The 12563-nt window shown below is 70.8% G+C and carries 11 protein-coding genes; 3 read left to right on the top strand and 8 right to left on the bottom strand.

Annotation, left to right across the window (positions count from 1 at the left end; translation table 11 throughout):
• The first annotated feature begins 63 nt into the window (after nucleotides 1-63).
• Nucleotides 64-1167, top strand: a complete 1104-nt coding sequence (locus GA0070619_RS31090) for an L-dopachrome tautomerase-related protein (protein ID WP_088951304.1) — start codon at nucleotides 64-66, stop codon at nucleotides 1165-1167.
• Between the two features lie 18 nt (nucleotides 1168-1185).
• Here the strand turns inward: GA0070619_RS31090 and GA0070619_RS31085 are convergent, their stop codons facing one another.
• Complete coding sequence (locus GA0070619_RS31085) at nucleotides 1186-1938, bottom strand: dienelactone hydrolase family protein (protein ID WP_231927199.1); 753 nt, start codon at nucleotides 1936-1938, stop codon at nucleotides 1186-1188.
• Nucleotides 1939-2102: 164 nt separating this feature from the next.
• Between GA0070619_RS31085 and GA0070619_RS31080 the strand changes: the two genes are divergently transcribed.
• Complete coding sequence (locus tag GA0070619_RS31080) at nucleotides 2103-2513, top strand: hypothetical protein (protein WP_143743152.1); 411 nt, start codon at nucleotides 2103-2105, stop codon at nucleotides 2511-2513.
• On the top strand, nucleotides 2510-2938 hold the full coding sequence (locus GA0070619_RS31075) for an SAV_915 family protein (RefSeq protein WP_157744119.1): 429 nt from the start codon (nucleotides 2510-2512) through the stop codon (nucleotides 2936-2938). Before GA0070619_RS31080 ends, GA0070619_RS31075 begins: the two co-directional genes overlap by 4 nt.
• Here GA0070619_RS31075 and GA0070619_RS31070 read toward each other — a convergent pair.
• From GA0070619_RS31070 to GA0070619_RS31040, 7 genes are all read right to left on the bottom strand, one after another.
• Nucleotides 2901-3581, bottom strand: coding sequence for a response regulator (locus tag GA0070619_RS31070; RefSeq protein WP_088951300.1), 681 nt, complete (start codon nucleotides 3579-3581; stop codon nucleotides 2901-2903). The two genes, GA0070619_RS31075 and GA0070619_RS31070, sit on opposite strands and share 38 nt — an antisense overlap.
• Nucleotides 3578-6127: a sensor histidine kinase gene (locus GA0070619_RS31065; RefSeq protein WP_088951299.1), complete on the bottom strand. Its 2550-nt coding sequence runs from the start codon at nucleotides 6125-6127 to the stop codon at nucleotides 3578-3580. The genes GA0070619_RS31070 and GA0070619_RS31065 overlap by 4 nt, the downstream gene beginning before the upstream one ends.
• Before the next feature lie 72 nt (nucleotides 6128-6199).
• Nucleotides 6200-7081 carry a potassium-transporting ATPase subunit C gene (locus tag GA0070619_RS31060; RefSeq protein ID WP_088951298.1) on the bottom strand — a complete coding sequence of 294 codons (882 nt, stop codon included), beginning with the start codon at nucleotides 7079-7081 and terminating at the stop codon, nucleotides 6200-6202.
• Nucleotides 7081-9288 carry a potassium-transporting ATPase subunit KdpB gene (kdpB, locus tag GA0070619_RS31055; RefSeq protein WP_088951297.1) on the bottom strand — a complete coding sequence of 736 codons (2208 nt, stop codon included), beginning with the start codon at nucleotides 9286-9288 and terminating at the stop codon, nucleotides 7081-7083. The genes GA0070619_RS31060 and kdpB overlap by 1 nt, the downstream gene beginning before the upstream one ends.
• 20 nt (nucleotides 9289-9308) lie before the next feature.
• Complete coding sequence (gene kdpA, locus GA0070619_RS31050; protein WP_088951296.1) at nucleotides 9309-10964, bottom strand: potassium-transporting ATPase subunit KdpA; 1656 nt, start codon at nucleotides 10962-10964, stop codon at nucleotides 9309-9311.
• On the bottom strand, nucleotides 10964-11053 hold the full coding sequence (gene kdpF, locus GA0070619_RS31045; protein WP_088951295.1) for a K(+)-transporting ATPase subunit F: 90 nt from the start codon (nucleotides 11051-11053) through the stop codon (nucleotides 10964-10966). Before kdpF ends, kdpA begins: the two co-directional genes overlap by 1 nt.
• Nucleotides 11054-11510: 457 nt before the next feature.
• Complete coding sequence (locus GA0070619_RS31040; protein ID WP_088951294.1) at nucleotides 11511-12551, bottom strand: TRM11 family SAM-dependent methyltransferase; 1041 nt, start codon at nucleotides 12549-12551, stop codon at nucleotides 11511-11513.
• Nucleotides 12552-12563 lie beyond the last annotated feature (12 nt).

Raw genomic sequence — 12563 nt, 5'->3', positions numbered from 1 at the left:
CCGAAGCGGGACAACGGGCCGACTGGCAGGGGGCGGGACGATGAGCACCATGGGGCGGGAGTCGTGAACGGGCCGGTCGGCGACGAGCCGGTCGGCGAGTTGGAGCTGGTGCACACCTTCACCGGCCCCATGCCGACCGGCGTGAGCGTCTCGCACCAGGGCCGGATCTTCGTCAACTTCCCCAAGTGGGGCGACGAGGTGCCGGCCACGGTCGTCGAGCTGCGCGACGGCCAGGAGGTGCCCTACCCCGACCAGCAGTGGAACGACCCGTCCGGCGACGACGACGCGGGCGCGTTCGTGTCGGTGCAGAGCATCGTGGTCGACCCGGCCGACCGGCTCTGGGTGCTGGACACCGGCAGCCCGATGTTCCAGCCCACGAAACCGGGCGGCCCGAAGCTGGTCCGCGTCGACCTGGACACCGACACGGTGGCCCAGGTGATCACCTTCCCGACGGACGTGGCGCTGCCGACGACGTACCTCAACGACGTCCGCTTCGACCTGCGGCGGGGCGAGGCTGGGATCGCGTACATCACCGACTCGGCGGACTCCGGCCCGAACGGGATCATCGTGGTGGACCTGGCCAGCGGTGCGTCCTGGCGACGGCTGCACGACCACCCGTCCACCAAGGCGGAGCCGCTGACGTCGTTCCGCCCGGTGGTCGAGGGCCGACCGTTCCTCGAACGCCCGGCGGACGGCCCACCGAAGCCGGTGAGCATGGGCTCCGACGGCATCGCCATCTCCGCCGACGGCACCCGGCTCTACTACTGCCCGTTGGCATCCCGGCGCCTGCACAGCGTGTCCACCGAGGCGCTGGCCGACCCGGGCGTCACCCAGGAGGCGGTCGCGGAGACAGTCGTCGACGAGGGCGACCGGGGCACCGCCTCGGACGGGTTGGAGAGCGACGATGCGGGGCGGCTCTACCTGACCTCGTACGAGCACAACGCGGTGCTGCGTCGACTGCCCGACGGCGAGTACGAGACGCTGGTCCACGATCCGCGGCTGCTCTGGCCGGACACCATGTCGGTGGCCACCGACGGGTACCTCTACGTCACCGCCAACCAACTGCACCGCCAGCCGCAGTACCAGCGGGGCCAGGACCTCCGGCGCAAGCCGTACGCGCTGTTCCGCACCCGCATCGACGCCGGCCCGGTGCTGCTGCGCCGCTGATCCGGGCCGGCGGGCTCGTCAGCTCGCGGGCAGGGTGCGGTCCAGGAGGTCGAACAGGGCGGCCCAGTGACGCTCGGTGGCCTTCTCGTCGTACGCCGGGGTGTCGGCCATGGTGAAGCCGTGGTGGGCGCCCTCGTACACCTCGGAGCGGTAGCGCACGCCGGCGGCGTCGAGCGCCTGCTCCAGCGTGGCGATCTGCTCGGGCGTCATCGACTGGTCGGCGTCGGCGTGCCCGAAGTACACCTCGCCGGTGATCGAGCCGACGCCCCGGTGCGGGCTGTCCGGCGCGTCGGTGACGAGGTGCCCGCCGTGGAAGCTGGCGACGGCCGCGATGCGGTCGGGGTGCGCCTCGATGGCCCGCAGCGCGTTGGTGCCGCCCAGGCAGTAGCCGGTGATCGCGACCGGGCCCGGCCGGACGTCGTCGCGGGCGGCCAGGAAGTCGAGGTACGCGGCGGTGTCCCGGCTGATCGCCTCGGGGGTCAGCGCCTGGGCCAGCGGCGCGATCTTCGCGAAGAGCGCACCGCGCTGGTCGGCCTCACCGAGCCGGGACAGGTCGAACATTGGTGCCCGGCCGCCTCGGTAGAACAGGTGGGGCGTCAACACCAGGTAACCGCGCTCGGCGATCCGCTCCGCCATCTCCACCAGGCGCGGACGCGGCCCGAAGGCATCCATGAAGAGCAGGACCGCCGGGAACGGGCCGTCCCCGTCGGGCCGGATGAGGGACGCGTCCGCCACTCCGTCACTGGTCGGGATGTCCACCGTCGTCTGCACAGGAGCCTCCTCGTACGCCGATCTTGGTCCGTCCGGAACGCTACTCCCCGTGTCTGTGGGCCGGCCTGGCAGGCGCGTGAACGCGGCGTCAAGAATTGGCGGTGACCCGTCGAAAGCGCGTATCGGCGGGCGCTCCATCGCCGTCCGGTGGTGACGATGGGTCCATGAGTCCTTGGCGGATGACACGCTGGGAACGCGGTGGATCGCCGGCCGGCACCGACACAGACAACGGCCCCGGCGAGCCCGCGACCAGCGCGGAAGAGCCGGTACGGCGGCACGAGGCGCTGGTCAGCGTCCGGCTCGGCCCGTCCGCGCCCGGCAGTCACCTGGTGGAGTACCTGCGGCACGAGCCCTGCGCCGTCGACGCGTGGTGGATCGCCGCCGACGTCGACGCCGTGGTGCGGCTCTCCGCCGACAGTATGACGGTGCTGCACCGCGCCGTGGCCGACCTGCGCCGCCGCGCCGGGGTGGAGGTCGCCGTGGCCAACTACATCCTCCGCGCACTCGACCTGACCACGCCCGCCGACCCGCGTACCGGGAAGGACGCCCCGGCGTGGGCGGTGTCCGCCGCATGAGCCGCCCCGCCGACGACCGCTTCCTTTCGGAAAGGACCAACCCGACCATGGACGTGGCCCCGATAATTTACGCCGTTCCGGTGCGCGATCTGCCGGGGCGGCTGGTGCGGACGGTGCGGACCGGCCGTTCGCCACAGGGGCAACGGGTGGGCATCGCCTTCACCCGACCCGAACTGCTGGCCACCGCGATGGGCGCCGACCAGCAGTGGGAGGAGCTGTGCGAGTCGGCGCTGCGCGGCATGCTGCGCCCTCTCGGTATCGACGTGATCCAGGTCGACCCGCTGCTGGTGGCGCCGCCGCTGGATCCGAAGACCGCCGCCCGTCCGATCGGTATCCGGGTGGTCACCCCGCCGGCGTACGCGATGTCCACGGGCGGGTGTCAACGAGTCAGGGGCGGTAGCGGTAGCCCATTCCCGGCTCGGTGATGAGGTGGCGGGGGCGGGCCGGGTCGTCCTCCAGCTTGCGCCGCAGCTGGGCCAGGTACTGACGCAGGTAGTTGGTTTCGTTCTGGTATTCCGGGCCCCACACGTCCTGGAGGAGCTGACGCTGACTGACCAGTTTGCCGGGGTGACGCAGCAGCTTCTCCAGCACGCTCCACTGGATCGGGGTCAACTTGACCTCGGTGCCGTCGTCGCGCCGCACGCTGTGGTCGGCCAGGTCGACGGTGTGCTGGCCGATCCGCAACGCCGGCACCGCCTCGCTGGGCCCGCCGAGGCGACGGGTGACGGCACGGATGCGGGCCAGCAGCTCCTCCACCCCGAACGGCTTCGTGACGTAGTCGTCGGCGCCCGCGTCGAGCGCCGCGACCTTGTCCTCGCTGCCGGCCCGGCCGGAGAGCACGATGATCGGCACGGCGGTCCATCCGCGCAGGCCGCGGATCACCTCCACCCCGTCGATGTCGGGCAGACCGAGATCCAGCACCACCAGGTCGGGCGGGTGGCTGGCGGCGGCCTTCAACGCGGCGGCGCCGGTCGCGGCGACGTCCACGTCGTACCGGCGGGCCCGCAGGTTGATCCGCAGGGCGCGCAGGATCTGCGGTTCGTCGTCGACGACCAGGATGCGCGTCATTCCTGCGACCCCTCCGAACTGGTCGGCGCGGCGGGCAACCGCAGCACCATGGTGAGCCCACCGCCGGGCGTGGTCTCCGGGGTGATGCTGCCACCCATCGCCTCGGCCAACCCCCGGGACAGGGCAAGCCCGAGACCGACACCCGTCTGGTTGTCCCGGTCGCCGAGGCGTTGGAACGGCAGGAAGACGTGCTCCCACTGGTCCTCCGGGATGCCCGGCCCCCGGTCGATCACCCGCAGCTCCACCTGGCCGGCGTGCGCGCTGGCGGTGATCGTGGGCGGCTGGTCCGGTGGGCTGTAGCGCAGCGCGTTGGCGACGATGTTGACCAGCACCCGTTCCAGCAGGCCCGGGTCGGCGGTGGCGGCCGGCAGGTCGGCCGGGATGTCCGTGCCGACAGTCGCGGCCGCCGGGCCAAGTTCGTCCAACGCCAGGGGTACGGCGTCCTCCAGGCCGATCGCCGTGGCCGTGATGCCGAGGACACCGGCCTGGAGCCGGCTCATGTCCAGCAGGTTGCCGACCAGCCGGGCGAGCCGGTCCAGCGACTCCTCGGCGGTCTCCAGCAACTCCTCACGGTCGGACTCGTCGAACTCGATGTCGTGGCTGCGCAGGCTGGTCACCGCCGCCTTCGCCGACGCCAGCGGCGTACGCAGGTCGTGGCTGACCGCGGCGAGCAGCGCGGTGCGCATCCGGTCCGCGGCGGCCAGCGGCCGGGCGGTGGCGGCCTCCTCGGCGAGCCGCTCCTGCCGCAGCGCGACGGCGGCCTGGGCGGCGAACGCCTCGACGATGCGCCGGTCGGCGGCCTCCAACCGTCGGCCACAGAGCACGACGGTGATCCGGTCGTCGACCGGTACCGTCGTCTCACCGCCTTCGGGTGTGCAGGGCGGGCTCTCGCCGACGCTGGCCACGACACACCAGGCGTGCTCCTCGCGGGCCCGTTCGGGGCGCCCGCTGGCGTCCTCGGCCAGCTCCAGGACGCTCACGGCGCGCAGCCCGAAGGTCTCCCGGAGCTGTTCCAGCAGTGCGGGAAGTGGGCGTTCGCCGCGCAGCACGCCACCGGCGAGGGCGGCGAGGGTCTGCGCGTCGGCGGCGGCGCGGGCGGCCTCCCGGGTGCGCCGGGCGGCCACGTCGACGACCCAGCTCACCGCCAGCGCCACGGCGACGAAGACGGCCAGGGCGAGCAGGTTGTCGGCCTCGGCGATGGTCAACGTGCGGTAGGGCGGTGTGAAGAACCAGTTGAGCAGCAGCGAGCCGCCGAGCGCGGCGACCAGGGCCGGCCACACCCCACCGACCAGCGCGACACCGACGACCCCGGCGAGGAACAGCAGGATGTCGTTGGTCAGCGTCAGGTCGGGCAGTGTCCTCAGCAGCAGGGTGAGCAGCGGCATCCCCAGCGCGGCCAGACCGAAGCCGAGCAGCCGTCGACGCCGGGACAGCGCCGCCGGCACGGCCATGGCTCGGCGGCCCTTGCCGGCCTGCTTGTGGGTGACCAGGTGCACGTCGATCGACCCGGACAGCGCTGTGGTGGTCACCCCGACGCCCCGGGCGAAGATCTGCGCGAGGCGACCCCGTCGGCTGGCGCCGAGCACCAGCTGGGTGGCGTTCACGCCCTGGGCGAAGTCCAGCAGAGCGGCCGGTACGTCGGTGCCGAGCACCTGGTGGTACGTGCCACCCAGACTCTCCACGAGCACCCGCTGACGGGCCAGTTGGGCCGGGTCGGCGCCGGCCAGGCCGTCGCTGCGGGCCACGTGCACGGCGAGCAGGTCGGCGCCCTTGCTGCGGGCCGCGACCCGGGCCGCGCGCCGGACCAGCGTCTCACCCTCCGGGCCACCGGTCAGTGCCACCACGACCCGTTCCCGGGCCTCCCAGGTGGCGGCGATGCCCTGCTGGCTGCGGTAGCGGTCGAGCTGCTCGTCGACCTTGTCGGCCAGCCAGATCAGCGCCAGTTCGCGCAGCGCGGTGAGGTTGCCGACCCGGAAGTAGTTGCCCAGCGCGGCGTCGATCTTGTCGGGTCGGTAGATGTTGCCGTGCGCCATCCGCCGGCGCAGCGCCTCGGGGGTCATGTCGACCAGCTCGACCTGTTCGGCGGCGCGGACGATCTCGTCCGGCACGGTCTCCCGCTGGGTGGTGCCGGTGATCTGGGCGACGACGTCGTTGACCGACTCCAGGTGCTGCACGTTGACCGTGGACAGCACGTCGATCCCCGCGTCGAGCAGCTCCTGGATGTCCTGCCAGCGCTTGTCGTGCCGGGAACCGGGCACGTTGGTGTGCGCCAACTCGTCGACCACCGCGATCTCCGGCCGGCGGGCCAGCACCGCGTCGAGGTCCATCTCGGTGAACTCGACGCCCCGGTACTCCATCGTGCGGCGGGGCACCTGCTCCAGGTCGGCGAGCATCGCGGCGGTGTGCTGGCGACCGTGGGTTTCCACGAAGCCGATCACCACGTCGGTGCCGCGCGCGGCCCGCCGTTGGGCTTCCTCCAACATGGCGTACGTCTTACCGACGCCGGGGGCCGCCCCGAGATAGATGCGCAGTTCTCCGCGTGGCACGGGGACCATCCTCCCTGGTCAGATCGGCGGGCGGGGCCGTGCCCGGTTGGCACGGCCCCGCCCAGAGTGTGCTCAGCGTGCGGCGAACTGCTTGTCGAGGGCGATGTTGAGCTCCAACACGTTGACCCCGGGCTCGCCCATGAAGCCGAGCCCGCGCCCGCCGGTGTGCTCCTTGACCAGCTTGCGGACCGCCGCCGGGTCCGCGCCACGCTCGCGCGCGACCCGGTTCACCTGCAACTCGGCGTACGCCGGGCTGATCTGCGGGTCGAGACCGCTGCCGCTGGCGGTGACCGCGTCGGCGGGCACTGCCGGCTCGGCGGGCGCGTCGCCGCGGATCGGGGTGACCACCCCGCCGGCGGCCACGTAGTCCTCGCCGGGCTGGGCCGGCTCCACAGCGACACCCTCGTACTCGGTGACGAACGGAGTGGCCGGGGCAGCCTGGTTGACGCTGACCACCCGGGTGACCGGGCCGGTCAGACCGTCGGCGCGGAAGACCGCGAGCACGGCGCCCACCCCGTCGTCGGTGCAGAAGGGGCGCCGGCCGTCGACGCCGTTGAGTTCACCGACGGACTTGCTGCGCCCGCACACCTGGGTGAGCAGGCTCTCGCTGGACTCCTCCGGGTCGGTGGCGATGGTGTCGACCACGCTCTCCGGGCCCAGGTTGCTGGCCGAGGTGGACGTCGGGTCGTAGCCGTCGCCAGCGGCGGACGGGCGGGACTGGAAGTAGCGGGCGACGGGGTTGCCGTCCGCGTCGGTGAAGGACTGGCCGATCAGCGCGCTGCCGACGGTGTCCCCGCCCACGGTGATCAGCGAGCCGTCGGCCTTGTGGTTGAGGCCGGGCAGCTGACCGAGCGCCACCAGGGCCAGCGGGTAGACCAGGCCGAGCAGCACCGTGAAGACGAGTACGGCGCGCAGCGCGGCGAGGTGTTGGGCGATCCAGGTCGGTAGGCGCATCACGAAATCCCCGGGATGAACTGGATGAGCAGGTCGATGAGTTTGATCCCGATGAACGGCACGATGATGCCGCCCAGCCCGTAGACCAGCAGGTTGCGGCTGAGCAGCTTCGACGCGGCCGCCGGCCGGTACCGCACGCCCCGCAGGGCGAGTGGGATCAGCGCGATGATCACCAGGGCGTTGAAGATGACCGCGGACAGGATCGCCGACTCCGGGCTGGACAGCCGCATGATGTTCAGCGCGTCCAGGCTCGGGTAGAGGCCGGCGAACATGGCCGGGATGATCGCGAAGTACTTCGCGATGTCGTTGGCGATGCTGAACGTGGTCAGCGCGCCGCGGGTGATCAGCAACTGCTTGCCGATCTCCACGATCTCGATCAGTTTGGTCGGGTCCGAGTCGAGGTCGACCATGTTGCCGGCCTCCTTGGCGGCCGACGTACCGGTGTTCATCGCCACGCCGACGTCGGCCTGGGCGAGGGCCGGGGCGTCGTTGGTGCCGTCACCGGTCATCGCGACCAGGCGGCCGCCCTCCTGCTCCCGCTTGATCAGCGCGAGCTTGTCCTCCGGCGTGGCCTCGGCCAGGAAGTCGTCCACCCCGGCCTCGTCGGCGATGGCCTTCGCGGTGCGCGGGTTGTCACCGGTGATCATCACGGTCCGGATGCCCATCCGGCGCATCTCGTCGAACCGCTCGCGCATGCCGGACTTCACGACGTCCTTGAGGTGGATGACGCCCAGGGCGCGGGCGGGTTCACCGTCGATGTGCTCGGCGACCACCAGCGGGGTGCCGCCGGTGCCGCTGATCGCGTCCACGATCTCGCCGACCTGTTCGGTCGGGTGGCCGCCGTTCTCCCGTACCCACTTCATCACCGCGGCGGCGGCACCCTTGCGGACCCGACGCCCCGTTCCGGAGGCCCCGCCGTCCACGCTGGCCTCCGGCGCCATGTCGACGCCGCTCATCCGGGTCTGCGCGGTGAACGGTACGAACGTGGCGTGCGGCATCACGCCGGGCTCCCGCTCGCGCAACCCGAACTCGTTCTTCGCCAGTACGACCACCGAGCGCCCCTCCGGGGTCTCGTCGGCCAGGCTGGACAGCTGCGCGGCGTCGGCCACGGTCGCGGCCGTGACGCCCTCGACGGGTACGAACTCGGCGGCCTGCCGGTTGCCCAGCGTGATGGTGCCGGTCTTGTCCAGCAGCAGGGTGTTGACGTCACCGGCCGCCTCGACGGCCCGGCCGCTCATGGCGAGGACGTTGCGCTGCACCAGCCGGTCCATGCCGGCGATTCCGATGGCGGAGAGCAGGGCGCCGATGGTGGTCGGGATCAGGCAGACCAGCAGCGAGACCAGCACGACCCCGGTGACACCGGAACCGGTGATCGCCCCGCTGTCCGGCGCGGCCGCCTGGTACGCCTTGGAGAAGATCGCCAGCGGCTGGAGGGTGACAACGGCCAGCAGGAAGATGACCGTGAGCGCAGCGAGCAGGATGTTCAGCGCGATCTCGTTCGGCGTCTTCTGCCGGTTGGCGCCCTCGACCAGGGCGATCATCCGGTCGATGAAGCTCTCCCCCGGCTTCTGGGTGATCTTCACGATGATCTGGTCGGAGAGCACCTTGGTGCCACCGGTGACCGCGCTGCGGTCACCACCGGACTCCCGGATGACCGGGGCCGACTCGCCGGTGATTGCCGACTCGTCGACGCTGGCGATGCCCTCGACGATGTCGCCGTCACCGGGGATGATGCCGCCCGCCTCGATGAGCACGATGTCGCCCTGACGCAGCGCGGGCGCGGGCACCGCCTCGTCCCGGTAGGTGTTGGCCCGTGCGCCGGGCTTCCAGTCGATCAACCGGGTGGCGATGGTGTCCTGCTTGGCCTGCCGCAGCGCGGCGGCCTGGGCCTTGCCCCGGCCCTCGGCGACCGCCTCGGCGAGGTTGGCGAAGACCACGGTCAGCCACAGCCAGATGGTGATCGCCCAGGCGAACACCGACGGGTCGATCACCGCCAGGACCGTGGTGAAGGCCGCGCCGACCTCCACGATCAGCATCACCGGGTTGCGCCACAGCGTGGTCGGGTTGAGCTTGCGTACCGCGTCCGGGAGGGACCGGATGAGCTGCTTGGGGTCGAGCAGGCCCCCGCCGATCCGGTTGCCCTGGGTGGCCGGGGTGCCTGCGGTCGGTTGCTCGTCGGTCCCGGATGTCACAGAGGTGACGGACATGTCCTTGTTCCTCATGATGGTCAGAGCCCCTCTGCCAGCGGGCCGAGCGCGAGCGCGGGCAGGAAGGTCAGCGCGACGAGGACCACCGTGACGCCGACGACCATGCCGATGAACAGCGGTCGGTGGGTCGGCAGAGTGCCCTCGGACGCGGGGGTGGGTGCCTGGCGGGCCAGCGAGCCGGCCAACGCGAGCACGAAGATGAGCGGCAGGAATCGGCCCAGCAGCATGCACAACCCGAGCGCGGTGTCCCACCAGGTGGTGTTGACAGTGATGCCGCCGAAGGCTGAGCCGTTGTTGTTGCTGGCCGAGGTGAACGCGTACAGCACCTCGGAGAGGCCGTGCGGGCCGACGTTGAGCGCCGTGGAGTTGTTTCCGGTGGCGAACGCGGCCGCCGTGCCGACGAGCACCAGGATCGGCGTGATCAGGAAGTAGAGCGAGGCGAACTTGATCTCCCGCGACCCGATCTTCTTACCCAGGTACTCCGGGGTGCGACCCACCATCAGGCCAGCCACGAAGACCGTGATCACCGCGAGTATGAGCAGGCCGTACAGCCCGGAGCCAGTGCCGCCCGGCGCGACCTCGCCGAGCATCATGTTGACCATGGTCATCATGCCGCCGAGTGAGGTGAACGAGTCGTGGAACGAGTTGACCGCACCGGTCGAGGTCAGCGTGGTGGCGGCGGCGAAGGTGGCCGAGTTCGACACGTCGAACCGCACCTCCTTGCCCTCCAGGGCCGCGCCGACCGCCTGTGGCACCGTGCCGTGGCCGGCCAGCTCGAAGACGTTGGTGATGACGACGCTGATGAACGCGAGGATGCCCATCACCGCGGCGATGGCGTAGCCCTGCCGGTTCTGCCCCACCATCCGGCCGAAGACCCGGGGCAGGCTGAACGGGATCAGGAAGATCAGGAAGATCTCCAGCCAGTTCGTCCAGCTGGTGGGGTTCTCGAACGGGTGGGCGCTGTTGACGTTGTAGAAGCCGCCACCATTGGTGCCCAGCTCCTTGATCACTTCCTGGCTGGCGACCGGACCACCGGTGATGGTCTGGGTGCCACCGGTCAGCGTGCTCACGTCGGTGCCGCCGGAGAGGTTCTGCACCACGCCGCCGATCATCAGCGCGATGGCGCCGAGCACGGCGATCGGCAGCAGGATCCGCAGCACGATCCGGGTCAGGTCGACCCAGAAGTTGCCGAGCTGCCCGGTGCGGCTGCGGGCGAAGCCGCGTACCAGGGCGACCGCCACCGCGATGCCGACCGCCGCAGATACGAAGTTCTGCACGGCCAGGCCGGCCATCTGCACCAGGTGACCCATGGTCGACTCACCCGAGTACGACTGCCAGTTGGTGTTGGTCACGAACGACACGGCAGTGTTCCACGCACCGTGCGGCACCACCGGGTCGAAGCCCAGGGACAGCCACAAATGGTTCTGTACGCGCTGGAACAGGTACAGGAACAGGAGCGAGACCGCGGAGAACGCGAGCACGCTGCGGGCGTACACCCCCCAGGTCTGCTCGGCGGCCGGGTTGACCCCGATCAGGCGGAAGATTCCCCGCTCGACCCGCGACTGCTTCGTCCCGGCGACCGCCCGGAACATGTAGTCGCCGAACGGCTTGTAGACGGCGACGAGGGCCGCCACCAGCGTCACGATGAAGATGACGCCCGCTGTTGTCATGGTCATCAGAAGCGCTCCGGAAACAGCAGGGCGAACAACAGGAACGCGCCCAGGACGATCGCGAGCACCAGACCGACGGCGTTGACCGCGTTCACAGCTTCTCCACCGCCCGGACCACCAGGGCGAGCACTGCGAACAGCACCACCGTCAGGACCACGAACACCACGTCAGACACGCTGACTCCTCATACCGGAAAGGTTCGTCGCGACCGCCTTCCGGTCGCGCCGGGCAATCAAAGCCCCACCACCCACCGGTCGGCAGGGGTCATAACGCGACCATGACGGAGCCGAACCTTTTCTTGACGTGGTTTTCACACCCATGCACTGAACAGGTGAAATGCGGCACAGGCCCTGGACCGTCGGCGAGGCCAAGGCCTGTTGTCCGCCCCCTTTGCTCTGCACCCGCGGAGGCACCAGCTACAGAGCGTGAGTGTCGCCTCCGCGGGTGCAGAGCAAAGGACAGACGAGAGAGACCATGCGCGACCCAAATGGGTGGCGCATGGCGGGGGGCGAGGCCGTTCAGGCCGGGCGGCGGGCCGGGCAGTGGGCCGGGTCAGGCCGGGCGGCGGGCCACCAGCACGTCGCGCATGATCGACTGGTCGACCCGGTGCCGCAGCGCGCGGTAGGGCTCGGCGTCGACCACGGTCAGCCCGGCGTCGGCCAACGCCGCCGCCGCGTCCTCGCGACTGGCGACGTGGGTGTTCCAGGAGATTCCGAGCGCACCGCCGGGACGCAGCAACCGCGCCCAGACCGGCGCGGCGTCCGCGAGCAACGCCAGCGGATCACGGGTCAGGCCCTTCTCGGCCGTACGGCTGCCGTGCTGCACGCCGTATGGCGCGTCGGCGACGACCAGGTCGACGGTCTCCGGGCGGAAGAACTCCGCCGAGCGGGCGGTGTCGGCGTTGACCACGTCCAGCAGTTGGGTCTGACCGGCCTTGTGCTCCTCGCGGGTCGGCGCCAGCTCGATCCGCACCCGCCGGCCGACCACCTTGCGCTCCCGCCGCACCGGTCCGGACTCCAGCACCCGGTGCTTGACCCGCTTCTGCTTCAGCCAGGTGGTGATGAACGCCCGGTACGCCTCGACGTCCTTCTGGTCGCGCTCGATCCCGGCGGCGTCGAAGCCATACATCAGCGCCTGGTTGAGTGTGGTGCCCCGGCCGCAGAGCGGGTCGAGCACCCGGAACCGCCGGCTGGTCATCTCGGTGGCCCAGTCCGAGGCGAGCAGGGTGACGTTGAGCAGCAGCTTGGTGAACTGCTCGTTGGTCTTGCCCGGGTACTTCTGGATGGTGAGCAGGTCGTCGTCGTAGCGGTCCAGCCGGCTCCACTCGATCGGGCGCAGCAGCTCACCGACGATCTCGAACAGCGCGTACCCGGCGGAGAGATTGCCCAGGACGGTCAGGTCCCGCTCGGTCAACCCGTCACCGGTGAACGTGACGTAGGAGGCCCCACCGACCACCTCGGTGTCCAACTCGCCGATCTGGCCGTCGAGGGCCGAGAGACCGAAGATCTCCAGCTCGGCCCGGGTGAGGTCGATGGCGGAGCGGGCGTACACCCGGTTGGTGGCGGGCAGGATCAGCAGGCCGTAACGCGTCATGATCGGGCGAGT

Source organism: Micromonospora zamorensis (assembly GCF_900090275.1).
In the GTDB taxonomy this organism is placed as follows: domain Bacteria; phylum Actinomycetota; class Actinomycetes; order Mycobacteriales; family Micromonosporaceae; genus Micromonospora; species Micromonospora zamorensis.
Note: the sequence above shows the minus strand (reverse complement) of the source record. Positions and strands in the feature narration are given on the sequence as shown.

Excerpts from the sequence above, each read along its gene's own strand:
- GA0070619_RS31080 (WP_143743152.1), top strand. The coding sequence starts at position 2,103 with ATGAGTCCTTGGCGGATGACACGCTGGGAACGCGGTGGATCGCCGGCC.
- GA0070619_RS31075 (WP_157744119.1), top strand. The coding sequence starts at position 2,510 with ATGAGCCGCCCCGCCGACGACCGCTTCCTTTCGGAAAGGACCAACCCG.
- GA0070619_RS31070 (WP_088951300.1), bottom strand. The coding sequence starts at position 3,581 with ATGACGCGCATCCTGGTCGTCGACGACGAACCGCAGATCCTGCGCGCC.
- GA0070619_RS31060 (WP_088951298.1), bottom strand. The coding sequence starts at position 7,081 with ATGCGCCTACCGACCTGGATCGCCCAACACCTCGCCGCGCTGCGCGCC.
- kdpB (WP_088951297.1), bottom strand. The coding sequence starts at position 9,288 with ATGTCCGTCACCTCTGTGACATCCGGGACCGACGAGCAACCGACCGCA.
- kdpA (WP_088951296.1), bottom strand. The coding sequence starts at position 10,964 with ATGACCATGACAACAGCGGGCGTCATCTTCATCGTGACGCTGGTGGCG.
- GA0070619_RS31040 (WP_088951294.1), bottom strand. The coding sequence starts at position 12,551 with ATGACGCGTTACGGCCTGCTGATCCTGCCCGCCACCAACCGGGTGTAC.